28 protein-coding genes are annotated in these 26,370 nt (G+C 63.3%); 20 read left to right on the top strand and 8 right to left on the bottom strand.

Annotated elements, in window-relative coordinates:
• Window positions 1-3 precede the first annotated feature (3 nt).
• Entirely contained in the window at window positions 4-1,062 is a 1,059-nt protein-coding gene (locus tag H1S03_RS10220; RefSeq protein WP_185804349.1) for a dipeptidase, read from the bottom strand.
• A gap of 419 nt (window positions 1,063-1,481) precedes the next feature.
• Here H1S03_RS10220 and H1S03_RS10215 point away from each other — a divergent pair, with 419 nt between their 5' ends.
• The 3 genes from H1S03_RS10215 to H1S03_RS10205 all read left to right on the top strand — a co-directional run bounded on the left by H1S03_RS10215 (window position 1,482) and on the right by H1S03_RS10205 (window position 4,406).
• Window positions 1,482-2,729 carry an MFS transporter gene (locus H1S03_RS10215; RefSeq protein WP_185804348.1) on the top strand — a complete coding sequence of 416 codons (1,248 nt, stop codon included), beginning with the start codon at window positions 1,482-1,484 and terminating at the stop codon, window positions 2,727-2,729.
• 80 nt (window positions 2,730-2,809) lie between these two features.
• Window positions 2,810-3,457, top strand: coding sequence for a peptide-methionine (S)-S-oxide reductase MsrA (gene msrA, locus H1S03_RS10210; protein WP_185804347.1), 648 nt, complete (start codon window positions 2,810-2,812; stop codon window positions 3,455-3,457).
• 79 nt (window positions 3,458-3,536) lie between these two features.
• The gene (locus tag H1S03_RS10205) at window positions 3,537-4,406 is read left to right on the top strand and encodes a 50S ribosomal protein L11 methyltransferase (protein WP_185804346.1); all 870 of its coding nucleotides are present in this window, start codon (window positions 3,537-3,539) and stop codon (window positions 4,404-4,406) included.
• Window positions 4,407-4,462: 56 nt separating this feature from the next.
• Here H1S03_RS10205 and H1S03_RS10200 read toward each other — a convergent pair whose 3' ends face one another.
• Entirely contained in the window at window positions 4,463-4,687 is a 225-nt protein-coding gene (locus H1S03_RS10200; RefSeq protein WP_185804345.1) for a DUF1127 domain-containing protein, read from the bottom strand.
• A 262-nt stretch (window positions 4,688-4,949) separates the two neighbouring features.
• Here H1S03_RS10200 and ruvC point away from each other — a divergent pair, with 262 nt between their 5' ends.
• The 16 genes from ruvC (at window position 4,950) to folD (ending at window position 20,129) form a co-directional block, all read left to right on the top strand.
• Entirely contained in the window at window positions 4,950-5,456 is a 507-nt protein-coding gene (ruvC, locus tag H1S03_RS10195; RefSeq protein WP_166187796.1) for a crossover junction endodeoxyribonuclease RuvC, read from the top strand.
• 1 nt (window position 5,457) lies between these two features.
• Window positions 5,458-6,129 carry a Holliday junction branch migration protein RuvA gene (gene ruvA / locus H1S03_RS10190; protein WP_185804344.1) on the top strand — a complete coding sequence of 224 codons (672 nt, stop codon included), beginning with the start codon at window positions 5,458-5,460 and terminating at the stop codon, window positions 6,127-6,129.
• Window positions 6,130-6,191: 62 nt separating this feature from the next.
• Window positions 6,192-7,232 carry a Holliday junction branch migration DNA helicase RuvB gene (gene ruvB / locus H1S03_RS10185; protein WP_166187792.1) on the top strand — a complete coding sequence of 347 codons (1,041 nt, stop codon included), beginning with the start codon at window positions 6,192-6,194 and terminating at the stop codon, window positions 7,230-7,232.
• 4 nt (window positions 7,233-7,236) lie between these two features.
• Window positions 7,237-7,866, top strand: coding sequence for a hypothetical protein (locus H1S03_RS10180; protein WP_185804343.1), 630 nt, complete (start codon window positions 7,237-7,239; stop codon window positions 7,864-7,866).
• Window positions 7,867-7,930: 64 nt separating this feature from the next.
• Window positions 7,931-8,329 carry a tol-pal system-associated acyl-CoA thioesterase gene (gene ybgC, locus H1S03_RS10175; protein WP_166187788.1) on the top strand — a complete coding sequence of 133 codons (399 nt, stop codon included), beginning with the start codon at window positions 7,931-7,933 and terminating at the stop codon, window positions 8,327-8,329.
• Between the two features lie 124 nt (window positions 8,330-8,453).
• A complete protein-coding gene (tolQ, locus tag H1S03_RS10170; RefSeq protein ID WP_166187785.1) occupies window positions 8,454-9,155 on the top strand; it encodes a protein TolQ in 702 nt (233 codons plus the stop codon).
• Between the two features lie 3 nt (window positions 9,156-9,158).
• Complete coding sequence (locus H1S03_RS10165; protein ID WP_185804342.1) at window positions 9,159-9,644, top strand: ExbD/TolR family protein; 486 nt, start codon at window positions 9,159-9,161, stop codon at window positions 9,642-9,644.
• A gap of 7 nt (window positions 9,645-9,651) precedes the next feature.
• A complete protein-coding gene (locus H1S03_RS10160) occupies window positions 9,652-10,929 on the top strand; it encodes a hypothetical protein (RefSeq protein WP_185804341.1) in 1,278 nt (425 codons plus the stop codon).
• Window positions 10,930-10,973: 44 nt separating this feature from the next.
• Entirely contained in the window at window positions 10,974-12,299 is a 1,326-nt protein-coding gene (gene tolB / locus H1S03_RS10155) for a Tol-Pal system beta propeller repeat protein TolB (RefSeq protein ID WP_185804340.1), read from the top strand.
• Between the two features lie 55 nt (window positions 12,300-12,354).
• Window positions 12,355-12,867 carry a peptidoglycan-associated lipoprotein Pal gene (pal, locus tag H1S03_RS10150; RefSeq protein ID WP_166187776.1) on the top strand — a complete coding sequence of 171 codons (513 nt, stop codon included), beginning with the start codon at window positions 12,355-12,357 and terminating at the stop codon, window positions 12,865-12,867.
• Window positions 12,868-12,927: 60 nt separating this feature from the next.
• The gene (gene bamD, locus H1S03_RS10145; RefSeq protein ID WP_185804339.1) at window positions 12,928-13,785 is read left to right on the top strand and encodes an outer membrane protein assembly factor BamD; all 858 of its coding nucleotides are present in this window, start codon (window positions 12,928-12,930) and stop codon (window positions 13,783-13,785) included.
• 3 nt (window positions 13,786-13,788) lie between these two features.
• On the top strand, window positions 13,789-15,006 hold the full coding sequence (gene tilS / locus H1S03_RS10140) for a tRNA lysidine(34) synthetase TilS (protein ID WP_185804338.1): 1,218 nt from the start codon (window positions 13,789-13,791) through the stop codon (window positions 15,004-15,006).
• Between the two features lie 83 nt (window positions 15,007-15,089).
• The gene (ftsH, locus tag H1S03_RS10135) at window positions 15,090-17,009 is read left to right on the top strand and encodes an ATP-dependent zinc metalloprotease FtsH (RefSeq protein WP_166187769.1); all 1,920 of its coding nucleotides are present in this window, start codon (window positions 15,090-15,092) and stop codon (window positions 17,007-17,009) included.
• 195 nt (window positions 17,010-17,204) lie between these two features.
• Entirely contained in the window at window positions 17,205-18,875 is a 1,671-nt protein-coding gene (locus H1S03_RS10130; RefSeq protein ID WP_185804336.1) for a formate--tetrahydrofolate ligase, read from the top strand.
• Between the two features lie 59 nt (window positions 18,876-18,934).
• Window positions 18,935-19,228, top strand: a complete 294-nt coding sequence (locus tag H1S03_RS10125) for a chorismate mutase (RefSeq protein WP_166187765.1) — start codon at window positions 18,935-18,937, stop codon at window positions 19,226-19,228.
• 13 nt (window positions 19,229-19,241) lie between these two features.
• Window positions 19,242-20,129 carry a bifunctional methylenetetrahydrofolate dehydrogenase/methenyltetrahydrofolate cyclohydrolase FolD gene (gene folD, locus H1S03_RS10120; RefSeq protein ID WP_185804335.1) on the top strand — a complete coding sequence of 296 codons (888 nt, stop codon included), beginning with the start codon at window positions 19,242-19,244 and terminating at the stop codon, window positions 20,127-20,129.
• Here folD and pdeM read toward each other — a convergent pair.
• From pdeM to H1S03_RS10100, 4 genes are all read right to left on the bottom strand, one after another.
• A complete protein-coding gene (gene pdeM, locus H1S03_RS10115) occupies window positions 20,126-20,797 on the bottom strand; it encodes a ligase-associated DNA damage response endonuclease PdeM (RefSeq protein WP_185804334.1) in 672 nt (223 codons plus the stop codon). The two genes, folD and pdeM, sit on opposite strands and share 4 nt — an antisense overlap.
• Window positions 20,798-20,848: 51 nt before the next feature.
• A complete protein-coding gene (locus H1S03_RS10110) occupies window positions 20,849-21,679 on the bottom strand; it encodes a C40 family peptidase (protein WP_185804333.1) in 831 nt (276 codons plus the stop codon).
• Complete coding sequence (locus tag H1S03_RS10105) at window positions 21,676-23,049, bottom strand: leucyl aminopeptidase family protein (RefSeq protein ID WP_185804332.1); 1,374 nt, start codon at window positions 23,047-23,049, stop codon at window positions 21,676-21,678. The genes H1S03_RS10110 and H1S03_RS10105 overlap by 4 nt, the downstream gene beginning before the upstream one ends.
• 104 nt (window positions 23,050-23,153) lie before the next feature.
• The gene (locus H1S03_RS10100; RefSeq protein WP_185804331.1) at window positions 23,154-23,537 is read right to left on the bottom strand and encodes a hypothetical protein; all 384 of its coding nucleotides are present in this window, start codon (window positions 23,535-23,537) and stop codon (window positions 23,154-23,156) included.
• Between the two features lie 153 nt (window positions 23,538-23,690).
• Here H1S03_RS10100 and H1S03_RS10095 point away from each other — a divergent pair, with 153 nt between their 5' ends.
• Window positions 23,691-24,344, top strand: a complete 654-nt coding sequence (locus H1S03_RS10095; protein WP_185804330.1) for a carbonic anhydrase — start codon at window positions 23,691-23,693, stop codon at window positions 24,342-24,344.
• A 9-nt stretch (window positions 24,345-24,353) separates the two neighbouring features.
• On the opposite strand, the gene H1S03_RS10090 is transcribed toward H1S03_RS10095, so the two are convergent.
• Both H1S03_RS10090 and H1S03_RS10085 read right to left on the bottom strand, forming a co-directional pair.
• On the bottom strand, window positions 24,354-25,250 hold the full coding sequence (locus tag H1S03_RS10090) for a hypothetical protein (RefSeq protein ID WP_185804329.1): 897 nt from the start codon (window positions 25,248-25,250) through the stop codon (window positions 24,354-24,356).
• Between the two features lie 91 nt (window positions 25,251-25,341).
• Complete coding sequence (locus H1S03_RS10085; RefSeq protein WP_185804328.1) at window positions 25,342-26,364, bottom strand: aspartate-semialdehyde dehydrogenase; 1,023 nt, start codon at window positions 26,362-26,364, stop codon at window positions 25,342-25,344.
• Window positions 26,365-26,370 lie beyond the last annotated feature (6 nt).

Raw genomic sequence — 26,370 nt, 5'->3', positions numbered from 1 at the left:
GGGCTAAGACGCGGTGATCCGGGGCGCGGGTTTCCAGACACGTTCGCACAGCGCGATCCAGTTCCCGGCACACAGCTTTTCCATCAGCGCGTCATCATAGCCATGGGTGACCATCGCCTCACGCAGTGCATCCAGACCAGCGACCGATCCGATTTCCTCCGGCACCACGGCACCGTCGAAATCGGAGCCGAAGCCCACATGATCCTCACCCGCCAGTTCGATCATGTGATCCAGATGCCGCACCATCCATTCCAGTGCGCCCTGCGGCAGCATCTGTCCGTCCGGGCGCAGAAAGGCACTGGCGAAGTTCAGCCCGACCATGCCGTTCGTCCGACCGATCATGCGCAACTGATCGTCGGTCAGATTTCGGGCGTGCGGGCAGATCGCATGGGCGTTTGAATGCGTCGCGACCAAGGGCACCCCCGTCGTCGCGACATCATGAAAGCCTGCAACGTTCAGGTGGCTGAGATCCACGATGATCCCCATTTGCGCGCACCGCTCGACCAGACGGAATCCGGCGTCGGTCAGACCCGGCCCGGTATCCCCGTCGGACGGATAGCGGAACGGAACGCCGTGACCGAAGATCGTCGGCCTGCTCCAGACCGGTCCCAGTGAACGCAGGCCCAGATCATACAGGGTATCGAGGTACTGCAATTCGGGGTCGATCGCCTCCGCCCCCTCCAGATGCATGATCGCGGCTTGCTGCCCTTGGTCGATGGTATCGCGCAGGGTCGTCGCGTCGGTGCAGATGGTCAGGTCGCCGCGGTCGTGCAGCTCCTTCAGGATCGCGGCCTGCTCCACCACGACGGCGCGCGCGGCCTCCTGCGCGACCCTCGGCGGCAAGGGCAGATCGTATTGCGCGTTACGCATGACGCTCCAATCCATCGGGCCCTCGTCCGGAACGAACATGGCGTAGAACCCACCGGCGAAACCGCCCGACTTCGCCTTTGGCAGGTCCACGTGCCCCGGCATCCCACCCCGATATCGGGCAGCCGCACCGGGCCCGCCGCGATGCAATTTGAGAAGGCAGTCATTGTGCCCGTCGAAAATCGGCTGCGTCATACCCGTCCCTCCACATGATGTCAGACTGCGGCAGTGTGACCCGGGAAAACCGGAACGAAAAGCCCGGATGACGTGTTCGCGGGGCTTGCGCGACCGGGATGAAAGATGAGAACATTACGTGAACAAACCGAGTCGAGTAGGGGGGTAACATGCGTCGAACTGCACATAGTCGAGCCGCGCATAAGCGCAGCGATCGGGCGGAGCTGGCACGAATCTATGCCGATGCCATTCTGCATGATCCGTTGGGGGATCCACGGGTTGTCGAGCTTTCGCCGCACCCGGCGCGGCACCTGCATGACGGTTGTCCCGACAGGCCGTCTATCAAGCCGCCCGTCAGTCTGCCCATCAGATTGCGGTGGATTGTACTGGTGACACTTATTCTTGTTGGCGCGGTGATCGTTTGGGCGTAACGCGGTGCCATGCGAAGCATGAGTTTGGAACAGGCAAGGGCTTTGCCCTTGTGGCGCAGGCCCACGGCGCTGTTGATCGTGATGGCGGCGGCGATGCCGCTCGCCTTTTCGACGTGGAGCGCGCTTCTCAACAACTTCGTGATCGAGGCGGCGCAGTTCGACGGCTCCGATATCGGCTGGTTGCAGACCGTGCGGGAAATTCCGGGCTTTCTGGCCGTCGGTGTGATCGCCATCATCATCTTCGTGCGCGAACAGGTGTTGGGGCTGGTCAGTCTGATGATGCTGGGTGTCGCGGTGGCGGTGACCGCCTATTTCCCGACATTCGAGGGGCTGTTGGCCACGACCCTGATCAGCTCGATGGGGTTCCATTATTTCGAGACGGTGAACCAGTCGTTGCAATTGCAATGGATCGACAAGAAGCGCGCCCCGCAAATGCTTGGCTGGATTGTGGCGGTCGGGTCGGGCGCATCGCTGCTGGCTTACGGCCTGCTGGTGCTGGGCTGGAAGAATTTCGGCTGGACCTACGAGGCGGTTTATCTGGCCGGGGGTGGCGCGACGGTCCTGTTGGCGGTGCTGTGTTTCGTGCTGTACCCCCAGTTTGACAGCCCCAACCCGCAGACCAAGCGCATGGTCCTGCGGCGGCGGTACTGGCTGTATTACGCGCTGCAATTCATGGCGGGTGCGCGGCGGCAGATCTTCGTGGTGTTCGCGGCCTTCATGATGGTTGAGCGTTTCGGCTTCGAGGTGCATCAGGTCACCGGGCTGTTTCTGGCCAACTATCTGGCGAACATGGTCTTTGCGCCGATGATGGGCGGTTTCGTCCAGCGGTATGGCGAACGTCGGGCGCTGACATTCGAATATATCGGGCTGATCGGCATCTTCCTCGCCTATGGCGCGTTGTATTTCGCAAACTGGGGCGATCTGGTATGGGGCGTGACGATTGCGGCCGGGCTCTACATTCTGGATCACCTGTTCTTCGCACTGGCCTTCGCGCTCAAGACCTACTTTCAGAAGATCGCCGACCCTCAGGACATCGCGCCCACGGCGGCGGTGGCGTTCACGATCAATCACATTGCCGCGGTGGGGTTGCCTGCCGCGCTGGGCTATCTGTGGCTGACATCTCCTGCGGGGGTTTTCGTTCTGGCGGCGGGATTCGCCTGCGTTTCCTTGGTCTTGGCACTATTGATCCCGCGCCATCCCGCCAAGGGGCATGAGACGATCTTTGCCCCCCGGCTGGCCGTCGCACCGGCGGAGTAGACAGGGCCGCGTAGCGGAGCGTTCCCCTTGCGAAGCACCCGAAACCTCCTATCTCTGCCCTTGAAGCCAAGGAGGGTTCCATGCTGTTCAGCCGCAAGAAATCAACGATGATCGACGCCGCCGATGCGTTGCCGGGGCGCGAGACCGCTTTGCCGACGGCGGAGCAGCACTTCGTCAACACGCGCCCGCTGAAGGGACCGTTCCCCGAGGGGCTGGAGACCGCGATGTTCGGCATGGGCTGTTTCTGGGGTGTGGAACGGATGTTCTGGAAGCTGGATGGCGTCTGGATGACGGCGGTGGGCTATGCCGCCGGCCATACGCCCAATCCCACCTATCAGGAGGTCTGCTCGGGCCGGACCGGTCATAACGAGGTGGTTCTGGTTCACTACGATCCGGCGGTGATCTCATATGAAGACCTGCTCAAGGTCTTTTGGGAGGGGCACGATCCAACCCAGGGGATGCAGCAGGGCAACGATGTGGGCACGCAGTACCGCTCCGGCATCTACACCTATAGCGAGGCGCAGCGCGATGCGGCTCAGCGGACCAAGGCGGATTTTGCCCGGCGACTCAAGAAGGCAGGCTATGGCGCTGTCACGTCCGAAATCATCGACGCGCCGGAGTTCTATTACGCCGAGGATTATCACCAGCAATATCTGGCGAAGAATCCGGCAGGCTATTGCGGTATCGGCGGAACGGGCGTGACCTGCCCCATCGGAACGGCCGCCTGACAGGGATTGCGGGCACCTTGGGCTTGATTCAGGTCTGCGCGCGCCTCATACCGCGCTGAACCTGAGCGAGGATGCTGACATGACGACCTGGACCGCTTTGACGACGCTGGCTGGCGAAAAGCCCGGATTGGCCCTGGCCGAGGCGCTCGAACATCTCGACCCCTCACCAACCGGCGTAGGCGTGTTCGAGGTCGAAGACGGATCCGGCCTGTGGGAGGTTGGCGGCTATTTCACCGAAAAACCGGATGAGATCGCGCTGGCTCTGCTGGCGGCGGTTCACGGATCGGCGGAATTCGCGGTGTCAAAACTGGACGACAGGGACTGGGTGGCGCAGGTCCGGCGCGAGTTGTCCCCCGTTCCGGCGGGTCGGTTCCTCGTGCATGGCTCGCATGATCGCGGTGCTGCGGGCATCCATCAGATCCCGCTTGAAATCGACGCGGCAATGGCATTCGGCACCGGGCATCACGATACGACGCTGGGATGCCTGCTGTCGTTCGATGCCTTGATCAGGCTGGGCCTGCGGGCCGAGAACGTCGCTGATATCGGGGCTGGCACGGGCGTGTTGGCGATGGCCGCGGCGAAGGCGTTCCCCTGCCGTGCCATCGCATCGGACATTGATCCGGTCGCGACCCAAACCGCCGTGGCCAACATGCGCTGGAACGGACTGGGCGATCGGGTGGCGTGCGTGACCGCCCCCGGCTTTCGTCAGGCTCGCCTGCATGAGCGTGCGCCCTACGATCTGGTCTTTGCCAACATTCTGGCGGGTCCGCTGCGCAAACTCGCGCCGCAGATGGCCGCGCATACGCAGGCCGGGTCGATTATCATCCTGTCAGGGATCCTGAACCGTCAGGCAACCGGGGTCGAGCGGACCTATCAGGGCTGGGGCTTCACCCGACTGGATCGCCGGTCCATCGGGGAGTGGACGACGCTGACCCTGCGCCGCAGCTGACAAAAAAAGGCCGCCCCGAAGCATCGGGACGGCCATTGCGGAAAAATTCGGCTCTCTTAAAGAGCGCGATGGCACAGATTGCGCGCGATGTACTGGATGTCCGCGCGGACCAGTCCAAGGTCGGCCAGTTCACGATTGCTCAGACTGTTCAGCACCCTTTGCGTGGCGCGCGCCCGCGGCAGAGCGCGCAGGTCAAGCAGGATATGCTCGATCTTGGTCACGAAACGATAGACGAGGTCCGAGCCGAGCGGCGCGGGGGTAGAATATGCTGTCAGTGCCATCGTGGTATTTCCTTGGATGGGGTGGTGTTGCTCCTGCTTCCGAGCCCGCATTTGGCAACACAAATCCGCTGCGACAATAGAAAAAATGCGCGGCAGATATGTTATTTTTACATGACTTCAGGCGGGGCGTTGCATAGCGGCCCGGCCATGTCGTTTTGCGAATTCCGAATGTCGCGAAACGACCCCGCGCGGTTTTTCCGCTGGCCGATGTTCCCGGTTCGTGCTATCGCGATGGAGAAGCCAGGCAAGGGGAATTTTGCGGATGCGTGTTCTAGGGATAGATCCCGGCCTTCGGCGCATGGGGTGGGGAATCATCGATGTGTCGGGTTCGCGCATTTCGCATGTCGCAAACGGCACATGTACCGGCGACGGCACCGATCTGGCGAATCGGCTCTGCGCCCTGTTCGCGCAATTGCAGATCGTTCTAAGGGAGCATGCACCGGCTTGTGCGGCGGTCGAACATACCTTCGTGAACAAGGATGCGGCAGGTACGCTGAAGCTGGGACAGGCGCGGGCGGTGGCGCTGCTGGTTCCGGCTCAGGCAGGGTTGCCCGTGGCGGAATACGCACCCAATCAGGTCAAGAAAGTCGTTGTCGGGGTCGGTCACGCGGCGAAGGCGCAGGTCGATCACATGGTCCGGTTGCAGATGCCTGGGATTCAAATCGCTGGGCCGGATGCCGCGGACGCGCTGGCCATTGCCCTGTGCCATGCGCATCATGCCCGCTTTGCAGGGCGACTGGACGCGGCCATCGCCCGCGCGGGAGGGTGAGATGATCGGAAAGATATCCGGGCGGCTTGATTACCGCATGGGCGACCACGTGCTGATCGAGGCGGCCGGCGTGGGCTATATCGTGCATTGCTCGGAACGCACGCTTGCCACTCTCCCGGCGGAGGGGGGGCATGTCGCGCTCTATACCGAGATGGTGGTGCGCGAGGATCTGATGCAGCTCTACGGCTTCCTGACATTGGCGGAGAAGGAATGGCACAGGTTGCTGACCTCGGTTCAGGGGGTCGGCGCGAAGGCGGCACTGGCCATTCTGGGCACTCTGGGGCCGGAGGGGACGAGCCGCGCGATCGCGCTGGGCGATGTAGCTGCGGTCAAGACCGCGCAGGGCATCGGCCCCAAGATTGCGGCACGTGTCGTCAACGAATTGCAGGACAAGGCACCCGCGATCATGGCCCTGGGGGCCAGCGGTGCGCGTCGTGCGATGGCTCATGCCCCCGCGGCAAGCGCCGTTCCGACCGAACCACAAATCATCGACGACCGGCCGCCGGAACCTGCTGGTGATGGCATGGCACAGGCGGATGCGCTGTCGGCACTGGTCAATCTGGGATATGGTCACGGAGAGGCGGCAAGCGCGGTGGCGCAGGCCGCAGGTGAGGGTGGCGATGCCGGCACCCTGATCAAGGCGGCGCTGAAACTGCTGGCACCCAAGGGATAGACCCGCCCTTGTCCCTGTCGCCGCCTGCTGCGACAACGGGGCGACCGCAGGAACAGGCAGACATGACCGATCCGATTTCAATGGAACCCGCCGCGCAGCCAGAGGACGCCGACCGCGCCCTGCGTCCGCAAACGCTCGACGATTTCACCGGGCAGGCGGAGGCACGGGCGAATCTGCGTGTCTTTATCGAAAGCGCGCGTCGCCGGGGTGAGGCGATGGACCACACGCTGTTCTATGGCCCCCCCGGTCTGGGCAAGACGACGCTGGCGCAGATCGTCAGCCGCGAACTTGGCGTGAACTTCCGCATGACGTCGGGGCCGGTTCTGGCCAAGGCCGGTGATCTGGCGGCGATCCTGACCAATCTCGACGCGAATGACGTTCTGTTCATCGACGAAATCCATCGGCTGAATCCGGTGGTGGAGGAAATCCTCTATCCCGCGATGGAGGATTTCGAACTGGACCTCGTGATCGGTGAGGGGCCGGCGGCGCGCACGGTCCGGATCGACCTGCAACCCTTCACGCTGGTCGGGGCGACGACGCGGCTGGGTCTGCTGACGACCCCTCTGCGCGATCGCTTCGGCATTCCCACGCGGCTGGAATTCTATACCGTGGACGAACTGGTCCGGATTGTTGAGCGGGGGGCGCGGCTGTCGGGTGCGCCCGCCACACCCGACGGCGCGCGGGAGATTGCCAGCCGGGCGCGCGGCACCCCCCGCATCGCGGGCCGCCTGCTGCGCCGGGTCGTCGATTTCGCCATCGTCGAGGGGGACGGCACCGTTACGCAGGAGCTGGCGGACCGGGCGCTGACCCGGCTGGGTGTCGATGATCTGGGTCTGGACAGCGCGGACCGACGTTATCTGCACCTGTTGGCCGACAATTACGGCGGCGGACCTGTCGGCGTGGAAACCATCGCCGCCGCGCTGAGCGAGGCCCGCGACGCCATCGAGGAAGTGATCGAGCCGTTCCTGTTGCAGCAGGGCCTGATCGCCCGGACCCCCCGTGGCCGGATGCTGGCGCACAAGGCGTGGACGCATCTGGGTCTGGCGCCCCCGCGTCGGGCCGACCAGTCGGACCTGTTCGATCCGAAATCCGAGCCGGAGTGAGTCCATGTCCGATCCGTTCGATCTGAGCAAACTGTTCACCCGTTCCGACGGCACCTATGTGTTCGCGCGCTGGAACCGCCCGGTCGCCCCGGTGGTTTTCGGCGTCGAGGATGAAACCATCGCGGTGGTAAAGAGCGCCTTGCAAGCCGTCACCTCGTTGACGGGAACGCCCCTGGCGGAAACCGACCCTGAGCTTGGCTCGAACATGATGTGGTTCTTTCTGCGCGACTGGGCGGAGCTGAGCGATACGCCCGACCTGCACCGGCTGATTCCAGAACTGCCGACGCTCGTGTCCCGTTTGCAGGGCGCGGATGCGAACCAGTACCGGATCTTTCGCTTCGATGCCGAGGGCGGCATTCGTGCCTGCTTCGTGTTCGTCAGGATGGATGAGCACATGCGCGACATTCCGGCGGAAACGCTGGCGCTGGGGCAGGCGGTGCAGTCCATATTGCTGTGGTCCGATCTTGCCTTCACCGATGTGTCGCCGCTGGCGATCGTGCGTGAGGGCGGTCCTGCCGTGATCCGGCCCGAGATCGCGGATGTCGTTCGCGTCGCCTATTCCGCCGCGCTGCCCGCCGCTGCGAGCGATGCCAGCCATGCCTTGCGGATGCAGGCCCGACTGACCGCACGCTGAGCGGTCGTTGTGGCCTCGTCACAGGAATGATAGGCCATCCGGGCAGCATGCCGGAGGCGGGATCATGGTCCACAATACGCAAATTCGCGTCTATTATGAGGACACCGACATGGGCGGTGTAGTGTATTATGCGAACTATCTGAAATTTCTCGAACGCGGACGCTCGGATGCCGTGCGGGAGGCTGGCATCAGCCAACTGGAGATGCGCGACGCTGGTCTGGTTTTCGTGGTGCGCCGGGTGGAGGCGGATTACTTGCGGCCCGCCCGCTTCGAGGATCTGCTGCGGGTTCAGACGACGCTGGAGGATATGCGCGGCGCACGTTTCACCATGCCGCAGAGTGTCTGGCGCGGGGATGAAAAACTGCTCGATGCGCGGATCGACTGCGCGGTGATGGACATGTCAGGACGCGCGGCGCGGCTTCCGGCGGAAATCCGCCGCAAACTCGCCGTGTTCATGGGCTAGCCTGTGCGCAGGGGTGAATTTTACGTGTTCAGCACTGGCGAGACTTGCATATCAGCCAGGTAAACTGGAATAGATTGACAAAACACGACCCGGAGGCCGGGCGTAACGAACGGGCGGCAGGCATATGGAAACGGACGTATTGGGCGCGGCAAGCGAAATCGATTTCTCGTTGCTGGCCTTGTTTTTGAGAGCGACCCTCACGGTCAAGCTGGTGATGTTGCTGCTTGTCTGCGCCTCGATCTGGTCATGGGCGATCATCTTCGACCGGCTGACATCCTTTCGCAAGGTGCGCAGCGCGGATGCCGAGTTCGAGCGGGTATTCTGGTCAGGCCGCATGCTCGACGAGATTCACGCCGATATAGGCCCGGAACCCGACGCACCCTGCGCGACGATCTTTGCCGCCGGGATGGAGGAATGGGGCAAGGCGCAACCCAATCACGGCTTCATTGCCGGGGCGCAGCAACGTATCGACCGGGCCATGAACGTGGTCATCGCGCGGGAGAGCGAGAGGCTGAACCGCGGTCTGGGCTATCTGGCGACCATCGGCGCCGTTTCGCCCTTTATCGGCCTGTTCGGCACCGTCTGGGGCATCAAACATGCGTTCGAGGAGATCGCCGTTCAGCAATCCACTGATCTGGCCGTCGTGGCCCCCGGCATTGCCGAGGCCTTGCTGGCGACCGCGCTGGGTCTGCTCGCGGCGATCCCTGCGGTTATCTTCTACAACAAGTTGAGCGGTGACAGTGACCGCATCGGCGGCACGCATGAGAATTTCGCCGATGAATTCGCGATGATCCTGTCGCGTCAGCTCGAACGTCGGGCGGACTGAGGGATGGGGGCAGGCACCATACAACGCTCTGGCGGCGGGGGACGGCGACGCAGGCGCGGCCGCTCGGCCGCGATGAGCGAGATCAACGTGACGCCGTTCGTGGACGTGATGCTGGTGCTGCTGATCATCTTCATGGTCGCGGCGCCGCTGCTGTCCTCGGGCGTGCCGGTCGAGCTTCCCGATACGGCCGCCGGTGCGCTGCCGCAGGAGGATGAGCGCCCTCTGACGCTGAGCCTGACCGCCGCCGGGGAAATCGTCCTGCAAGACACCCCCATCGCGCGGGAGGAACTGATCCCGCGCATGCGCGCCATCGCGGTTGAGCGGACCTCGAACGCGGTTTTCCTGCGCGCCGACGGGGCAATTCCCTATGCGCAGGTGGCGCAGGTCATGGGCGCGTTGAACAATGCGGGTTTCAACCAGATCAACCTCGTGACCAGCAATGGTGGCCCTGAATTCGACGGTGCGGCGCCGACCGCTCCGTCCGAGTGAGGATGCCATGCGCAACGCCCTGAAGATATCCGCCGGGCTTCACGCCCTGCTGATCGTGGCGTCGCTGGTAAGCATCCCGTGGTTTGACCGGGACGAGGAGGAAACCATCCGTGTGGCGCAGGTTTCGATCCTAACGGAATCGCAGTTTGACGCCGCTGTTTCACAGGCGCCGCAAACCGTGCCGATGACAACACTTGATGCACTGGCCGCCCCGGGGGAGGAGAACCTGGATGCGGCGCGACCGGATGCGGAGATGGACGTCACGATAAACGAGCTGGACGGACCCGACGCCCCGACTGAGGCGGACGCGCAGGCCGATCTGTCGGCGGTCCTGACCACAAACCGGGTCACGGTCGATGATGAGGTCACGACCCTGGCGCCAGAGCTGCCCGGCGCGTTCGATACGGCGCTGAACAGCCCCGTGGCCCGGCCTGAGCCGCGTCCGGAATCCCTCGACCGTCCTGCGGGCATGTCTCCACCGCGCCCGCAGGCCCCGAGTCTGCGCATTGACACGGCGCCCGCCGCCGCCCCGCCTGAGGATGTCAGGACCGCCGATGAGACGCAGGAGGAAATCCGGCTGAGCACCGAGGGAACGACAGACCTCCCCCCGCAGGAGGCCACAGCGCCTGAGGAGGCCGCGACGGAGATCATCCCCGAGATTGCCGAGGATTTGCCGGAGCCGGAGCCGACCCCCCTCGACACGGATCCGCTCGATGCCGACCCGCTCGACGCGTTGGCGGCGGAGCCTGCGCCGCAGGACGATGGCGCACCGCTCGCCTCGGTCCGGCCGCAGGCACGCCCTGAAATCCGCGAACCGGTCACGCAACCCGTGCGAACGGTCGAGACGACGGAGCAGCCCGCCGAACCCGTTGAACCCGCCGCGAGCACTCCGGATCAGCCGCCCGCGGTCGACGCACCCGAACGGCAGGCCACGTCCATCCCGCAGGGGCCGCCCCTGACATCGGGTGAAATCGGCAACCTGACCAGCGCGATCTCCAGCAAGTGGAATGTCGGTCGGGTCGCCGGACTGGAGGGTGGCGATCAGTTGGTCGTCACTGTTGGAATCACGCTGGATCGCAGTGGACGTGTGGTGGGCGATGTCCGCCCGATCAGACCATCTTCGCCCGATGGCGCTTATGCCCTTGCATTCAGCGTGGCGCGCAGTGCCATCATGCAGGCGAGCAATGCCGGGGCGATCATCCTTCCGGTGGACAAGTACGGGCAATGGCAGGAAATCGAGATCACCTTCGATCCCAGCAAGACAGTCGTTGGATTCGGATCGTGAGCACGGTTCTTTCTTAAAGCAGTATGAAAAGGTAGACTTGGCGTATGTTGACAAGATTTTTTCTCATTCTGGCGATGGTGTTCGGCGCGACGCAGGCCGTGGCGCAGCAATCCTCGGGCCCGCTGCGGGTTACGATCGATCAGGGCGTAATCGAACCGATGCCCATAGCGGTGCCGAATTTCGTGGCGCGTGACGCGGCCTCAGCCGAACTGGCATCTCAGATTACCAGCGTGATTCTGGCCGATCTCGGTAATACGGGGCTGTTCCGGCAGATCCCCGCCACGGCCTTCATCACGCCTGCGGTGGGGGTCGATGCCCAGCCGGTCTTTGCGGATTGGCAGATCATCAACGCGCAGGCCTTGATTGCCGGCAACGTGTCCACCGGCTCGGACGGGCGTGTGACGGTCGATATGCGGTTGTGGGACGTTTTCGGATCGTCCGAGATCGGGCAGGGCGTCAGCCTGTCGACAACATCGCAGAACTGGCGACAGGTCGCGCATCGCGTGGCCGACGTGATCTATTCCCGGCTGACGGGTGAGGCGCCATATTTCGACAGCGAAGTCGTTTTCGTGTCCGAATCGGGCCCCAAGAGCAGCCGCGTCAAGCGCATCGCGGTGATGGATCAGGACGGCGCGAACGTACGTTATATCACGGGGGGGCAGGATCTGGTCTTCGCGCCCCGGTTTGCGCCGGACGGGCGTTCGGTGCTGTATACGAGCTACGCTTCAGGCTCACCTCAGGTCTATCTGCATGATCTGGCCACGGATCAGCGGCGTACATTGGGTGTCTCGCAGGGCATGACCTTCGCGCCGAGATTCTCGCCCGATGGCAGACGTGTGATCTATAGCCAGACCGATGGCGCAAACACGGATATCTATACGCTGGACCTGTCCACGCAGACCCGCACCCGCCTGACGCGCAGCCCGGCGATCGACACCGCGCCCAGCTATTCCCCGGATGGTCAGCGTATCGTGTTTGAGAGCGATCAGGGCGGATCGCAGCAGCTCTACGTCATGTCCGCGTCCGGCGGTCCGGCGCAGCGCATTAGCTTCGGAACGGGCCTTTACGGCACCCCGGTGTGGAGCCCGCGCGGCGACAAGATCGCCTTTACCAAGCAGGTTAGCGGCCGGTTCCATGTCGGCGTGATGAACGTCGATGGCACGGGCGAGCAATTGTTGACGGCATCCTTCCTCGACGAGGGGCCTACATGGTCGCCCAACGGTCGTGTATTGATGTTCTTCAGAGAAACGCCGGGGCCGTTGGGGGCGGCATCCCTCGTATCGGTCGACGTGACCGGTCGCAATCTGCGTTACGTACAAACCCCGGGCGGAGCGTCGGACCCGAACTGGTCCAGGCTGCGCTCAAATTGAGCAGAGACCCATCACCCGGGTCGTCGTTACAGACAAGAGTAGAGGACAGTTAGAAATGAAAACCATGAAACTAGTTGCAGCAGCGGCCCTGGCCCTGTCGCTGGCGGCGTGCACCACGGCAGATGACGACGCCGCCGGATCGGGAATGCTCGGCGGTATGGGCGCGGGTGGCGGTGCCCCCAGCAATGCGGTCGATCAAAGCTCGCTGGCATATTTCACCACGGCGGTGGGGGACCGTGTGTTCTTCGACACCGCATCCAGCTCACTGAGCACTGCGGCGCAAAGCACGCTGAACCTGCAGGCGGATTGGCTCAAGCGGTTTCCGGATCGCAACCTGACACTGCAAGGCCACGCGGATGAGCGCGGCACGCGGGAGTACAACCTGGCCCTGGGCGCGCGCCGTGCACAGGCGGCATACGACTACCTCGTCGCTCAGGGAATTTCCCCCTCGCGGATGAGCACGGTCAGCTACGGCAAGGAACGCCCGGTCGAGCTGTGCTCGGATGAGCGGTGCTGGGCACAGAACCGGCGCACCGTAACGGTTATCGCCGGCGCGGTCGGCAGCTGATATCGACGTGAGGGCGCGGCCGATGCGGTCGCGCCTTTCAGGCAGTGTAAGGGGCGAATTATGTGGTTGCGTGGAATTCTGATCGTCGGACTTGCGATGTCACCGTTGGCGGTGGGCGCACAGACTGGAGCCGATCCGCTGCAGGAAGTGCTGGACGGAACGCAATCGCCGGAAATGAGTCTGGAGGATGTGCGGCTCAGCCTTCAGCAACTCGATCAGGATTTGCAGCAACTCAGAACGCAACTCGTCAGCACCGGGCAGGTTTCTTCCGGTGTGCCGCTAGATGCGGAAACCCTGGCGCGGCTCGACGCGATCGAAGCGCGAATCCGCACGCTGACGGGTAGGGTGGAGGAAATCCAGTTCGAGGTTCGCAGCGTGGCCGAGGATGGCGGACGGCGCATCGCGGACATGGATTTCCGGCTGACCGAACTGGAGGGCGGCGACACCGCATTCGTCGCACCCGCATCCGATCTGGGCGGTGCCACATCCCCTACCCCGGACGGGGCATCATCCGCTGCCCCGCAGGTCGCGCTGACCGAACAATCGGCGTTCGACGCCGCGAAGAGGATGTACGATGCCGGTGATTATTCCGCAGCGGTGGCGGAGTTTGAACGCTTCATCGAGACGTTCCCCGGCGGCCCGTTGACCACCAGGGCCCGGTATTTCGCCGCCCTCAGCTATGATGGGCTGAACCAGCCTCGCGCGGCGGCGATCAACTATCTCAACGCATTTTCCGCCGCACCTGAGGGGGACGATGCGCCCGAGGCCCTGCGCCGCCTGGCGGGGGCATTGGGCCAGATCGGGCAACAGACCGAAGCCTGTCTGACCTATGACGAGGCGCTCGACCGCTTCACCGATCAGGGCGACGAGTATGTGTCGAGCATAATCGAGGCGAAGCAAGGGCTCGGCTGCTTATAGACGATGCTGGACCACGATGTCCTCTCGCAACGGTTGCACGGTCCGCTGGGCGTCGCCGTATCGGGCGGCGGCGATTCAGTGGCGCTTCTGATCGCGCTGCGCGATTGGGCAAACTCCCGCGAGGTCGCGCTGAAGGTCGCGACCGTGGATCACGCCCTGCGAAGCGAAAGCGCCGAGGAGGCGCGCTGGGTCGGGCGGCTGTGTCGCGACCTCGATCTGCCGCATGTCGTTCTGAACTGGCACCGCGCGCCTGACGCCACGGGCAATCTGGCGGAACAAGCACGACACGCGCGGCGTACACTTCTGGCCGACTGGATCGTGGCCGAGGGCGGTCGCACCGTCGTTCTAGGGCACACACGCGATGATCTGGCAGAGACATTCCTGATGCGGCTGGCCCGCGGGTCCGGCCTTGCAGGGTTGAGCGCGATGCAGGCCGTTTCGGATGGCAACGGCGTGAGGTGGTTGCGGCCCATGCTGAACACCGGACGCAGCGATTTGCGTGGCTTTCTGACCGAGAGGAACCAGACCTGGCACGACGATCCTTCGAACGAGGATGACCTGTACCAGCGGGCCCGAACGCGAAAGGCCCTTGCCGTTCTGCGGGGCATCGACATCGACGCGGGCCGCATTGCGCAAACAGCGCACCGCTTGCGCGACAGCAGAATCGTGGTGGACCGGCACGTTGCGGATTTGGCCCGAAACTGCCTGAGCCAGACGCGTTTCGGAGAGATCATCCTGTCGAAAATCGTATTCGATCAGGCTCCCGCGATCCTGCAGCAGCAGTTGCTGCGCGACATTCTGCGCTATTTCTCAGGTTCGATTCATGCGCCGCGTTTCGAGGCGATCGTGCGATTGCACGGCCGAATTCTGGCGGGTGAGGCGTCCACGCTCAGCGGAGTGCAGATCAGCGGCGCGGACCGCATCTGCCGGTTTTCACGCGAACCCGCCTTCGTGCCGCCAATGGTCGCGATGAATGAACGCCGCGTCATCTGGGACCATCGCTGGACCGTTTCCGTTCTGAAACCGGGATACCAGCTCGGCCCGCTGGGCGTGGAGGGGGTGCGCCAGTGCGGAGCCCGCCCAAGGGGTGTGCGCGCGACGACGGCCCATGCCTTGCCCGCCATATGGGACGGGGATGAGGTGGTCGCGACGCCCGTGCTCAAACCGCGCAGCGACATCTCATTCCGGGTGAGACATTTTGCGGGGCCTGACCCGCATTGAATGCCTGCCGTCGGAGGTCTATGTTGTGAGCCATAACACAATAGCGCGGCATGAGGGTCGCGCAGGTGTGCGGGAGTATTCTGTTGGGCAACGGTAAAAATCTTGCGTTCTGGGCGGTTCTTTTCGTCCTCGTGATCGCACTGTTCAATCTGTTCGAAGGGTCGTCCACGTCGACGCGGGCTGGGCTTCAGCCCTATTCGACCTTCCTGGAGTCGGTGGAGGCCGGTCGCGTGAACAGCGTCACCATCGACGGTGAGCGTGTGACCTACACCATGGGTGAGAGCGGCGCGGAATTCCGCACCATTCGCCCCGTGGACGACAGCGAGTTGTTCACCGAGTTGCGCGAAAACGACGTCACCGTCGAGGCGGAGGCGCAGCAGCAAACCGGACTCCTGGCCATGATCGGACCGTTTCTGCCGATCCTGCTGCTGATCGGTGTCTGGATATTCTTCATGAACCGGATGCAGGGCGGCGGTCGCGGCGGTGCGATGGGCTTTGGCAAGTCCAAGGCGAAGCTGCTGACCGAAAAATCGGGCCGCGTGACCTTCGACGATGTCGCGGGCATTGATGAGGCGAAGGATGAGCTGGAGGAGATCGTGGAATTTCTGCGCGACCCGCAGAAGTTCTCTCGTTTGGGCGGTAAAATCCCCAAGGGCGCATTGCTCGTCGGCCCGCCGGGAACAGGTAAGACCCTGCTGGCCCGCGCCATCGCGGGTGAGGCCGGGGTGCCGTTTTTCACGATTTCCGGCTCCGATTTCGTGGAAATGTTCGTCGGCGTCGGCGCCAGCCGTGTCCGCGACATGTTCGAGCAGGCCAAGAAAAACGCCCCCTGCATCGTGTTCATCGATGAGATCGACGCCGTAGGCCGGTCGCGTGGCGCGGGCTATGGTGGCGGCAACGATGAGCGGGAGCAGACGCTCAACCAGCTGCTGGTCGAGATGGACGGGTTCGAGGCAAACGAAGGCGTGATCCTGATCGCGGCGACCAACCGCCCCGACGTGCTCGACCCCGCCCTGTTGCGCCCCGGTCGTTTCGACCGTCAGGTTCAGGTTCCCAACCCCGATATCAAGGGGCGTCAACGCATCCTCGAAGTGCATTCGCGCAAGGTTCCGCTGGGTCCCGATGTCGATCTGCGGGTCATCGCGCGGGGAACGCCCGGATTTTCCGGTGCGGACCTTGCGAACCTCGTCAACGAAAGCGCGCTGACAGCCGCGCGCACCGGCAAGCGGTTCGTGACGATGGACGATTTCGAGAATGCGAAAGACAAGGTCATGATGGGGGCGGAGCGTCGCTCGATGGTCATGTCCGACGATGAGAAGAAGTTGACGGCCTATCATGAGGCCGGCCACGCAATCGTCGGCCTGAACTCGCCGCAGCACGATCCCATTCACAAGGCGACGATCATTCCGCGGGGCCGCGCACTGGGTCTGGTGCTCAGCTTGCCCGAGCGGGACCAGCTTTCCGTCAGCTTCACCAAATACACGTCGATGATCGCCATGGCGATGGGCGGACGCGTGGCGGAGGAGTTGATCTTCGGCAAGGAAAACATCACCTCCGGTGCGTCCTCCGACATCAAACAGGCGACCCGCATCGCCCGTGCGATGGTGACGCAGTTCGGTTTCGCCGAGGAGCTGGGCTATGTCGATTATGCCAATGAACAGCAATCCTATCTGGGAAATTACGGTGGCGGCGCCAGCCATTCGGGCGATACGCAAAAGCTGATCGATGACAAGGTCAAGGAAATCGTCGATCAGGGCTATGAGACGGCACGCCGTATCCTGACCGAGCGTGCGACCGATCTGGAGCGGCTTGCCCAGGGTCTGCTGGAATACGAAACCCTGACCGGAAACGAGATCACCAAGGTCATCAACGGCGAACCGCTCAACCGTGGCGGTGACGACGATGAGGCAGATCAGGGCGGAACGCCCTCCGTGACCGCAATTCCGAAGGTTCACAAGCCGCGCTCCGACGGGGCCGGCGATGCGGAGCCGCAGCCCTCCTGAACGGGCTGGGCCAGGATGATATAAACGCCGGGAGCCTTGAGAGCTTCCGGCGTTTTCGTTTCCGGCCTGAACCCGAGTGCGTCGCCACGTCGTCCTCAGTTGCGAAGGGGTCGCAAACCTGCGCCCCACTGCGGCGTCGGTCGGTTTGAGTGATGCGATACCGTTTCGTGTATTCTGGCCGATAGGACCCCCGACATGGCGCACAAGACCGATATCGAGATCGCCCGTGAGGCCAGCAAATTGCCGATACAGCAGATCGGGCAGAAGCTGGGCATCGCGTGGGAGCACCTTTTGCCCTTCGCTCACGACAAGGCAAAGATATCCGAAGCGTTCATTGCATCGCTGGCCGACCGTCCCGATGGCAAGCTGATCCTCGTGACCGCCATCAATCCGACCCCGGCGGGCGAGGGCAAGACGACGACGACCGTCGGGCTGGGTGACGGACTGAACGCCATCGGCAAGAAGGCCGCGATCTGCATCCGCGAGGCTTCGCTCGGCCCGTGTTTCGGCATGAAGGGCGGGGCGGCTGGCGGCGGCTACGCGCAGGTGATCCCGATGGAGGAGATGAACCTGCATTTCACAGGTGATTTCCATGCCGTCACCTCGGCGCACAATCTGCTGAGCGCGATGATCGACAACCATATCTACTGGGGCAACGCGCTGGAAATTGACCAGCGCCGTGTCGTCTGGCGCAGGGTAATGGACATGAACGACCGCGCCCTGCGCGACGTGGTGACATCGCTGGGCGGCGTGACGAACGGTTTCCCCAGCCAGTCCGGGTTCGACATCACTGTCGCCTCCGAGGTGATGGCCATTTTGTGCCTGTCCACCGACCTGGCCGACCTCAAGGCGCGCCTGGGCGATATCATCGTGGCCTACAGGCGCGACAAGACTCCGGTTTATTGCCGCGACATCAAGGCGGACGGCGCAATGACCGTACTGCTGCAACAGGCGATGCAGCCCAATCTGGTGCAAACGTTGGAGAACAATCCCGCCTTCGTCCATGGCGGCCCCTTCGCCAATATCGCGCATGGTTGCAATTCCATTGTGGCCACGAAAACGGCACTGAAGCTGGCCGATTATGTGGTGACAGAGGCAGGCTTCGGCGCCGATCTGGGGGCCGAGAAGTTCATGAACATCAAGTGTCGCAAGGCGAACCTCGCCCCGGCGGTGGTCGTCGCGACCATTCGCGCGATGAAGATGAACGGCGGCGTGGCCAAGGCCGATCTGGGGCAGGAGGATGTTGCCGCCGTCCAAGCGGGCTGTGCGAATCTGGGGCGGCATATCGAAAACGTCAAAAGCTTCGGCGTACCTGTCATCGTCGCGATCAACCATTTCGCGACCGACACCCAAGCGGAGGCGAACGCGGTGAAGGACTACGTCACCACTCAGGGGACCGAGGCGATCATGTGCAGGCATTGGGCGCAAGGCTCCGCCGGGATAACCGACCTCGCCACCCGGGTCGCCGCGATTGCCGATGCGGACATGGCGAACTTCGCGCCGCTCTATCCCGACGACATGCCATTGTTCGAGAAGATACAGACCATCGCCCGGCGCATTTACCGCGCGGATGACGTGCAGGCCGACAAGAAAATCCGCGACCAGCTGCGCGCGTGGGAGGATGCCGGCTACGGCCATCTGCCGGTGTGCATGGCCAAGACTCCCTACAGTTTCTCGACCGATCCGAACCTGCGCGGTGCACCAACGGGCCATTCCGTGCCAGTGCGCGAGGTTCGCCTGAGCGCGGGCGCGGGCTTCATCGTCGCCATCTGTGGTGAGATCATGACCATGCCGGGTTTGCCTCGCATGCCGAGCGCCGAGACGATCACGCTCAACGAGGCAGGGCAGATCGACGGGCTGTTCTGATCTGGTGTTGACGCGCCGCGGACGGGGGGGCAGGACGTTCCCGTAAAGGAGAACGGTCGATGACCCTGCCCGCAGATTGTAATTCCATGGCCGAGCTTCGCGCCGAAATAGACAGGCTCGACGCCCAGCTGGTCCAGATGCTGGTCCGGCGCGCGGCGTTCATCGACCGCGCGGCGGAGCTGAAACCGGCGGAAAACCTGCCCGCCCGGATCGACACGCGCGTGGCTGAGGTGATCGACAATGTACGCGGTATGGCCGCCGATCACGGGCTGGACCCTGCCTTGGCCGAGGATGTGTGGCGCACGCTCATCGAATGGTCCATCGCCCGCGAAGAGCGCCTACTTTCCCGCTGAACTGGAGAAGCCCATGACTGCCGACATCATTGATGGAAAAGCGTTCGCCGCCACTGTCCGCGCCCGGGTGGCGGAGCATGTCAGCCGCCTGGCCAAGCAAAGCATCACCCCCGGTCTGGCGGTCGTTCTGGTGGGGGAGGACCCGGCAAGTCAGGTCTATGTTCGCAACAAGGGCAAGCAGACCGTCGAGGTCGGCATGGCCTCGTTCGAGCACAAGCTGGATGTGAATACCTCCGAGGCCGATTTGCTGGCGCTGATCGCGCGGTTGAACGCGGATCCCGCAGTGCACGGCATCCTGTGCCAACTGCCCGTGCCCGACCATATCGACGCGGACAAGGTTCTGGCCGCCATTGATCCGGCCAAGGACGTTGACGGCTTTCACATTTCCAATGTCGGCCTGCTGGCGACCGGGCAAAAGGCGATGGTGCCCTGCACGCCGCTGGGCTGCCTGATGATGCTGCGGGAACGGCACGGATCATTGTCCGGGATGAACGCGGTCGTGGTTGGCCGTTCGAACATCGTGGGCAAACCGATGGCGCAGTTGTTGCTGCGCGACAGCGCCACGGTCACGATCGCCCATAGCCGCACGAGGGATATCGAGGCGCTGTGCCGAACGGCGGATATCCTGATCGCCGCTGTCGGCCGACCGCAGATGATCACCGGCGACTGGATCAAACCGGGCGCGACCGTCATCGACGTGGGCATAAACCGCGTTCCCAATGGTGAGAAGACCCGCCTGGTCGGGGATGTGGACTTTGCCAGCGCGGTGGAGGTCGCAGGTGCGATTACCCCGGTTCCCGGCGGTGTCGGCCCCATGACCATCGCGTGCCTGCTGGCAAATACGGTCACGGCCTGTTGTCGGGCAAATGGCCTGCCGGAACCCGAGGGGCTGACGATCTAGGCGCAGAGCGAGGCCGGAATCGAATGCTGCGGCGCGCGTGTCAGACGAACCGTCGCACCGGCCGGGAACAGGCGCCGCAGTTCCGGGGAGCTGACGTGCAGCCCGCCGGTATAGGTGCCGAAGGCCGGCATGATCAGCCGCGTCCGATCCATCACGAAACAGGCCGAGCTTAGCCGCCGCCCCCGCAGGGTCAGGCTGGCCTTGGGATGATAGTGGCCGGAAACCTCGAACTCCTGCCGGGACGTGTCCGCGATATGTCGGAAGTGTACGGTGCCGATCCGAACATCCGTCAGATGCTCCCCGGCCAGATCGGTCATGCCCGGATCGTGATTGCCCTCGATCCAGATCCACCGCCTGCCGGCCATCATCGTGGCAAGGTCCGCGCGATGCGCCGCGTCCAGCGCCTGCGCGGCGGCAAGGTCATCGAAGCTGTCGCCCAGACAGATCACCGTCGCAGGGGACAAGCTGTCGATCTCCTGACGCAAACGGTCCAGCGTGGCCTGCGTTTCATAGGGTGGCAGCAACACACCGCCACGCCGCGCGATCCGCTCCGACTTGCCCAGATGCAGATCCGATACGCACAGCATTGATTCGGATGCGCACCACAGCGCACCGCTGGGGCGCGGGCTCAAAGTCAGGTCGCCCAGGGTGAATGCGCAATCGGTCATGGCGCATACAAACCATGAACACCGACGAAAGGTAAAGCGCCCAAACGCAGTCTACAGCCGCCGCAGACCGATCAGCGCACCGTCGCCTTGCGCCGCGATCCGGTCACAGGCCAGATCGAAGGGTTCGCGCACCGTGGCCATGGCGAAGGCATTGGCGTGCAGCAATGTATCGGGGTCGACCAGAACGCCGACATGCCCCTTCCAGAAGGCCAGATCGCCGCGCCGACGATCCCCGGCGACGTCTTGCCCCAGCGCGGATTGCATATCGCTGTCACGCGGACATTCCAGACCGGCCATATACATTGCGATTTGCATCAGCCCGGAACAGTCGATGCCGGATGCAGTCCTGCCGCCCCACAGATAGGGGACGCCGGCAAACCGTTCCGCGATGGCGACCCAATCGCCGCCGGGCAGGGCATCGGACAGGTGCCTGCCCGGCACCCAGCCGCCGGTGTCAAGCTCCAGCCATTTGCCCTCCTGACCCACGACCGTCACCGCCGACGCCATGGGAAGCATGTCGAAGGGCCGGGTCTTTACCTCCGGCTCGGGGTAGCAATGCGTCATCAAGGCTGTGACATGGTGGGTTGTTGCCTCCACCGGTTCCAGCATGAAGTTCGGCACCCATCCGACATAGCCGTCCCGGTGGGCCTGTCCCCACGCCAGCCCGGTATCGTCGTCGATATCGTAGACGGTGAAGACTTCACCCCGCAGCAATTGCGAGCTCAGCCCGGCCTCAGGTTCTGCCCGCGCGGTCATCGGGGCGGAGGACGTGGCGACCATGCGGTCCTGCCCCGCGACATATCTCGACGCCTCGATCGTTCCCTTCAGATGCTCGGCGGCCAGATCGCTGCGGGCGGGTGTGGTGCGGGGATCGAATGTCATGAATATCGCCTTTCGATTACGCTCAAGAGGGCGCGAATAGCTTGGTGTGCGCCCCCCTTGGGCCTCGCAGGTTTGGCGGAAGGCGTCCAGCCGTACAGGTCGAAATGCGCGAAGCTGCCGGTGTTTTCGACGAACCGGCGCAGGAACAGCGCTGCGGTGATGGCGCCCGCCATGCCGCCTGCCGGGGCGTTGTCCAGATCGGCGATGCCCGGCTCGATCATGCTCTCATACGGCTCCCAGAAGGGCATTCGCCACAATGGATCGTGAACCGCATCGGCGGCCGCGCCGATCATGCTCGCCAGTCCATTATCATCGGTGAAGTAGGGCGGCAGGTCCGGGCCGAGCGCGACGCGCGCCGCACCGGTCAGGGTGGCCATGCAGAGCATCAGGTCGGGGCTTTCCTCATCGCCCAACGCCAGCGCATCGGCCAGAACCAGGCGGCCCTCCGCGTCAGTATTGTTGATCTCGACCGACAGCCCCTTGCGGCTGCGCAGGATGTCCCCGGGGCGAAAGGCGTTGCCGGAAACGGAATTCTCGACCGCCGGAATCAGAAGCCGCAAGCGCACCGGCAGGTCGAGCGCCATGATCATGTGAGCCAGACCGATGGCATTGGCGCTGCCGCCCATATCCTTTTTCATGATGCCCATCGAGGCACCGGGCTTCAGGTTCAGACCGCCCGTATCGAAACAGACGCCCTTGCCGACCAGAGTGACCTTGGGTGCGTCGGGGTCGCCCCAGCTCAGGTCGAGCAGACGGGGGGGCGAGGTCGAGGCCCGCCCGACCGCATGGATCATCGGCAGGTTCGCCCCCAGCAAATCGTCGCCCAGTGTCACGTCCAGCGTGGCGTCATGCATCTGCGCCAGCGCGCGAACCTCCCCCTCCAGCTCGGCGGGGCCCATATCGCTGGTGGGTGTGTCGATCAGGCGCTGGGTCAGCGCCGCGCCCGTGGCGATGATCTGCAACCGATCCGCGTCGCAGCCTTCGGGACAGATCAGTTTCGCTGCTTCGGGTTTGGCGACAATGTAGCGATCGAAGGAATATTCCGACAGCAGCCAGCCCAGGGCCTGCTCATCCATGTCGAATCCCTCGGGCGCGCTGGCGATGCGATAGGTGCCGGCCGGCAGCAGCGGCGCATAGCGGGCCAGATGCATCCGCCCGCGCGCCCGCAGCCGCCCCGTGCCCCATCCGATCAGAACCGCCGAAAGCTGGCCGTCCTCTGCCGGAAGCAGGCAGAAATTGCCGAGCGCACCTGAAAACCCTGCCGATTCCGCCCATTTGCGGTGCGTGGCGGATACGGGCCAGTCATCGCCCGGTGACACCACATGCAGGTCGATCGCTGCGTCGGTTTCAGTCGAAAATGTCAGGTTCATGTCCATGTCCGCTCCGCAAATCAGGTTCGCGAAGACTAGGCATCACGCGCCGGAGTGTCACGCCCCGGCGCAGGATCAGGATGGACCCCGTAATTGCGATGGGTTCAGACCCCGTCGCCGCCCAGACGCACCAGCGTGAACAGCGAATCCTCACCCAGTCGGATAAGGCGGGCGCAGATCGCGCTGATCGCTATCGTGTCGCCCAACCTCAGCACATCGGCCAGATCGGTTGCCACGACGCTCATCCGGGGCAATCCGATCCTGTTTGTAAGCTCCACCAGAACGTGCGCGATCTGGGATGCGGTTTCGTAATCCTGGTCACGTTCGGCGCGCTCAAGTTTTGACAGGCGTTCGGTGATTTGATAGATCGCATCCTCGACCATCTCCTGACACCGCAGAGTTCCCAGACTTTGCTGCAATCCTACGACTGCGGACGTATCGACCAGCGCAGATTCCTGCGCGGTAATACGGATCACCCGATCCGACATCACAATAGCTCCCACTTCTCCCATTATGCCAAACACGCTTTGCACACCCAATGCGTTGCGTGTCTGACCCACCGGTGAGTAAACGTTGTCCTGCGTTGAATCGTTGCCTTCGCGCCTGTATTGCTGAACTTAAGGTTAAAATCGGGGAACCATATGCAACATATCAAAGTCCTGCCAAACTATCTGGCGAAGCGGCTCGAACGGTGGCGCAAGACCACGTTTGAGGATAACCGCGAGTGGTATTCACACTTGGCCGAACATGGCCAGCATCCGCGCGCGATGTTCATTTCGTGCTGTGACAGCCGCGTTGATCCCGTCGGTATGTTCGAGGGCGAGCCGGGGGATTTCTTCCTCGTGCGCAACGTTGCCAACCTCGTGCCGCCATACTCCCCCGACCGGGAGCTGCACGGCACGTCGGCCGCGATTGAATACGCGGTGACGGTGCTGGGGGTCAGCCATATCGTCATCCTGGGGCATTCCGGCTGCGGCGGGGTCGCGGCGTGCTACGAGAAATGCGAAGGCGCCGGGAGCAAGCTGGATGAGGATACCAGCTTTATCAGCCGTTGGATGGACATCCTTACGCCCGGATACGAGCGGATCAAGGACATCCCCGGGGATCGTGCGGAGCGCCTGCAATCGCTGGAACATGAAAGCATCAAGGTCAGCCTTGAAAATCTTCTGACCTTTCCGTTCGTGCGCGACGCGGTGGATAACGGGCGATTGGCGATGCATGGCGCGTGGACAGATATCGGATCGGGCGAGTTGCACGCCTATGACGGCAGTCTGGATCAGTTCCGCCCGATCTAGTGCTACACTCTAGCGGTAAACCTCTCCGTCGTGGCGCAGGACCTGCGCCCCGGCGTCCCCCCATACGATCACGTCGCGATAACCGTCCGAAGTCGTAGATGCGATTTCCAGCGATCCCTGGGCGATCACGTCCGCGAGGATATGTGCGTCTCCGTTCCGAATCCCGATGATCCAGGTGCGGCAGCCATCGGCACTGCAATAGTCGGCACCTTCGCCCTGGACCACGATCTCGGGCACGTCGTCGCCGTTAAGGTCGGTCAGTCCGGCAACCAGTTCACCCAAACCGGGATCAATCGTGTTCGCCAGCATGTCCAGCGCCAGCACAGCCTCACCATTCGGGCCGGAGGAGCCGGGAACGATGCCGACGAAGCCGGATTCGTCCGCCTCCCACGCGACAGCCTCCGGCAGGTCGAACGCCTCGCCATAGATCAGGCCCTCCAACTCCTCCCGGTAGCTGGCGCCGTCGTATTTGTGCACGATTGCGGGTTGATCCTGAACGCGCGCGATCAGGTCGGGCCAGCTCATGGAATAGGATCCGGCAACTTCGACGTGGCCGAGCGCGGCCAGGATGATCTGCCAGTGTTCGTCCTGCGTGCTGTTGATCGCCCAACTCAGACAGTCCACCTCGCAGAACAGGCCGGGCTTGGCGAACACCATGACCGAGGCGTTGCCGTCTGCGGCCAGATCGCACCTTTGGAATGCGAAGGCAGCGTCCACATCCGTGTTCTCCGTCTGCATCACGGCGCGCTCGGCGGTGAACAGCGTGTCGAAGGCCTCCCGCTCCACCGGGGTGAGGTCGTCGAATGTCAGGGTTGGAACGATGGCCTCACCTGCTGTGCAGGCCATGGCGGTGCCCGCTCCGGCAAACGCGGCCAGAACCAGAACCGTTGTGAAAAGATGTTGCATGTAAGGCCCCCAGCCTGCCGCGGAGGCACCCATCCCCCGCCCGACAGGATGGAGGATGGCAGAACCGGATCGTTCCGGCAAATGCCGAATGTTAGCCCTTTTTCAGGATGCGGCGTCCCAGCAGTTCCGCGATCTGAACCGCATTCAGGGCCGCGCCCTTGCGCAGGTTGTCGGACACACACCAGAAGTTCAGGCCGTTGTCGATCGTGCTGTCCTGACGGATGCGGCTGATATAGGTCGCGAACTCACCCACGCATTCGACCGGGGTGACATAGCCGCCATCCTCCCGCTTATCGACCACCATGATGCCGGGGGCCTCACGCAGGATGTCGCGGGCCTCGTCCTCGTCCAGGAAATCCTCGGTCTCGATGTTGATCGCTTCCGAATGGCCGACGAAGACCGGCACGCGCACGCAGGTCGCCGTGACCTTGATGGACGTGTCGATGATCTTCTTGGTTTCGGCGACCATCTTCCATTCTTCCTTGGTCGAGCCGTCCTCCATGAAGACGTCGATATGCGGAATCACGTTGAAGGCGATCTGCTTGGGATAGACGGACGGTGCGCGTTCCTGACCCGGCACGTACATGCCCTTGGTCTGCATCCACAATTCGTCCATCGCCTCCTTGCCCGAGCCGGAAACCGACTGGTAGGTGGACACGACGACGCGCTTGATCTTCGCCCGGTCGTGTAGCGGCTTCAGCGCGACGACCATCTGCGCGGTCGAGCAGTTGGGGTTCGCGATGATGTTCTTCTTCGCATAGCCCTCGATCGCGTCGGGGTTCACCTCGGGCACGATCAGCGGCACATCGGCATCATAGCGGTAGAGCGAGGAGTTATCGATCACCACACAGCCGGCCTTGGCCGCGACGGGCGCGTATTTCTTGGTCGCGTCCGATCCGATCGCGAACAGCGCCATGTCCCAACCGGTGAAGTCGAAAGTGTCGAGATCCTGGGTTTTCAAAGTTCGATCCCCGAACGCGCATTCCGTGCCCAGGCTCTTGCGGCTGGCCAGAACGGCAATTTCATCAACGGGGAATTCACGCTCGGACAAGATGTTGAGCATTTCGCGGCCCACGTTTCCCGTGGCTCCGACGACGACGATCCTGTAACCCATCTCCCT

The sequence above is a fragment of the Pontivivens nitratireducens genome (assembly GCF_014235845.1).
Lineage (GTDB): Bacteria > Pseudomonadota > Alphaproteobacteria > Rhodobacterales > Rhodobacteraceae > Pontivivens > Pontivivens nitratireducens.
The sequence above is the reverse complement of the archived record's forward strand: the minus strand, read 5'-3'. Positions and strand labels throughout refer to the sequence as shown.

Excerpts from the sequence above, each read along its gene's own strand:
- H1S03_RS10220 (WP_185804349.1), bottom strand. The coding sequence starts at position 1,062 with ATGACGCAGCCGATTTTCGACGGGCACAATGACTGCCTTCTCAAATTG.
- H1S03_RS10215 (WP_185804348.1), top strand. The coding sequence starts at position 1,482 with ATGCGAAGCATGAGTTTGGAACAGGCAAGGGCTTTGCCCTTGTGGCGC.
- msrA (WP_185804347.1), top strand. The coding sequence starts at position 2,810 with ATGCTGTTCAGCCGCAAGAAATCAACGATGATCGACGCCGCCGATGCG.
- H1S03_RS10205 (WP_185804346.1), top strand. The coding sequence starts at position 3,537 with ATGACGACCTGGACCGCTTTGACGACGCTGGCTGGCGAAAAGCCCGGA.
- H1S03_RS10200 (WP_185804345.1), bottom strand. The coding sequence starts at position 4,687 with ATGGCACTGACAGCATATTCTACCCCCGCGCCGCTCGGCTCGGACCTC.
- ruvC (WP_166187796.1), top strand. The coding sequence starts at position 4,950 with ATGCGTGTTCTAGGGATAGATCCCGGCCTTCGGCGCATGGGGTGGGGA.
- ruvA (WP_185804344.1), top strand. The coding sequence starts at position 5,458 with ATGATCGGAAAGATATCCGGGCGGCTTGATTACCGCATGGGCGACCAC.
- ruvB (WP_166187792.1), top strand. The coding sequence starts at position 6,192 with ATGACCGATCCGATTTCAATGGAACCCGCCGCGCAGCCAGAGGACGCC.
- H1S03_RS10180 (WP_185804343.1), top strand. The coding sequence starts at position 7,237 with ATGTCCGATCCGTTCGATCTGAGCAAACTGTTCACCCGTTCCGACGGC.
- ybgC (WP_166187788.1), top strand. The coding sequence starts at position 7,931 with ATGGTCCACAATACGCAAATTCGCGTCTATTATGAGGACACCGACATG.
- tolQ (WP_166187785.1), top strand. The coding sequence starts at position 8,454 with ATGGAAACGGACGTATTGGGCGCGGCAAGCGAAATCGATTTCTCGTTG.
- H1S03_RS10165 (WP_185804342.1), top strand. The coding sequence starts at position 9,159 with ATGGGGGCAGGCACCATACAACGCTCTGGCGGCGGGGGACGGCGACGC.
- H1S03_RS10160 (WP_185804341.1), top strand. The coding sequence starts at position 9,652 with ATGCGCAACGCCCTGAAGATATCCGCCGGGCTTCACGCCCTGCTGATC.
- tolB (WP_185804340.1), top strand. The coding sequence starts at position 10,974 with ATGTTGACAAGATTTTTTCTCATTCTGGCGATGGTGTTCGGCGCGACG.
- pal (WP_166187776.1), top strand. The coding sequence starts at position 12,355 with ATGAAAACCATGAAACTAGTTGCAGCAGCGGCCCTGGCCCTGTCGCTG.
- bamD (WP_185804339.1), top strand. The coding sequence starts at position 12,928 with ATGTGGTTGCGTGGAATTCTGATCGTCGGACTTGCGATGTCACCGTTG.
- tilS (WP_185804338.1), top strand. The coding sequence starts at position 13,789 with ATGCTGGACCACGATGTCCTCTCGCAACGGTTGCACGGTCCGCTGGGC.
- H1S03_RS10130 (WP_185804336.1), top strand. The coding sequence starts at position 17,205 with ATGGCGCACAAGACCGATATCGAGATCGCCCGTGAGGCCAGCAAATTG.
- H1S03_RS10125 (WP_166187765.1), top strand. The coding sequence starts at position 18,935 with ATGACCCTGCCCGCAGATTGTAATTCCATGGCCGAGCTTCGCGCCGAA.
- folD (WP_185804335.1), top strand. The coding sequence starts at position 19,242 with ATGACTGCCGACATCATTGATGGAAAAGCGTTCGCCGCCACTGTCCGC.
- pdeM (WP_185804334.1), bottom strand. The coding sequence starts at position 20,797 with ATGACCGATTGCGCATTCACCCTGGGCGACCTGACTTTGAGCCCGCGC.
- H1S03_RS10110 (WP_185804333.1), bottom strand. The coding sequence starts at position 21,679 with ATGACATTCGATCCCCGCACCACACCCGCCCGCAGCGATCTGGCCGCC.
- H1S03_RS10105 (WP_185804332.1), bottom strand. The coding sequence starts at position 23,049 with ATGAACCTGACATTTTCGACTGAAACCGACGCAGCGATCGACCTGCAT.
- H1S03_RS10100 (WP_185804331.1), bottom strand. The coding sequence starts at position 23,537 with ATGTCGGATCGGGTGATCCGTATTACCGCGCAGGAATCTGCGCTGGTC.
- H1S03_RS10095 (WP_185804330.1), top strand. The coding sequence starts at position 23,691 with ATGCAACATATCAAAGTCCTGCCAAACTATCTGGCGAAGCGGCTCGAA.
- H1S03_RS10090 (WP_185804329.1), bottom strand. The coding sequence starts at position 25,250 with ATGCAACATCTTTTCACAACGGTTCTGGTTCTGGCCGCGTTTGCCGGA.
- H1S03_RS10085 (WP_185804328.1), bottom strand. The coding sequence starts at position 26,364 with ATGGGTTACAGGATCGTCGTCGTCGGAGCCACGGGAAACGTGGGCCGC.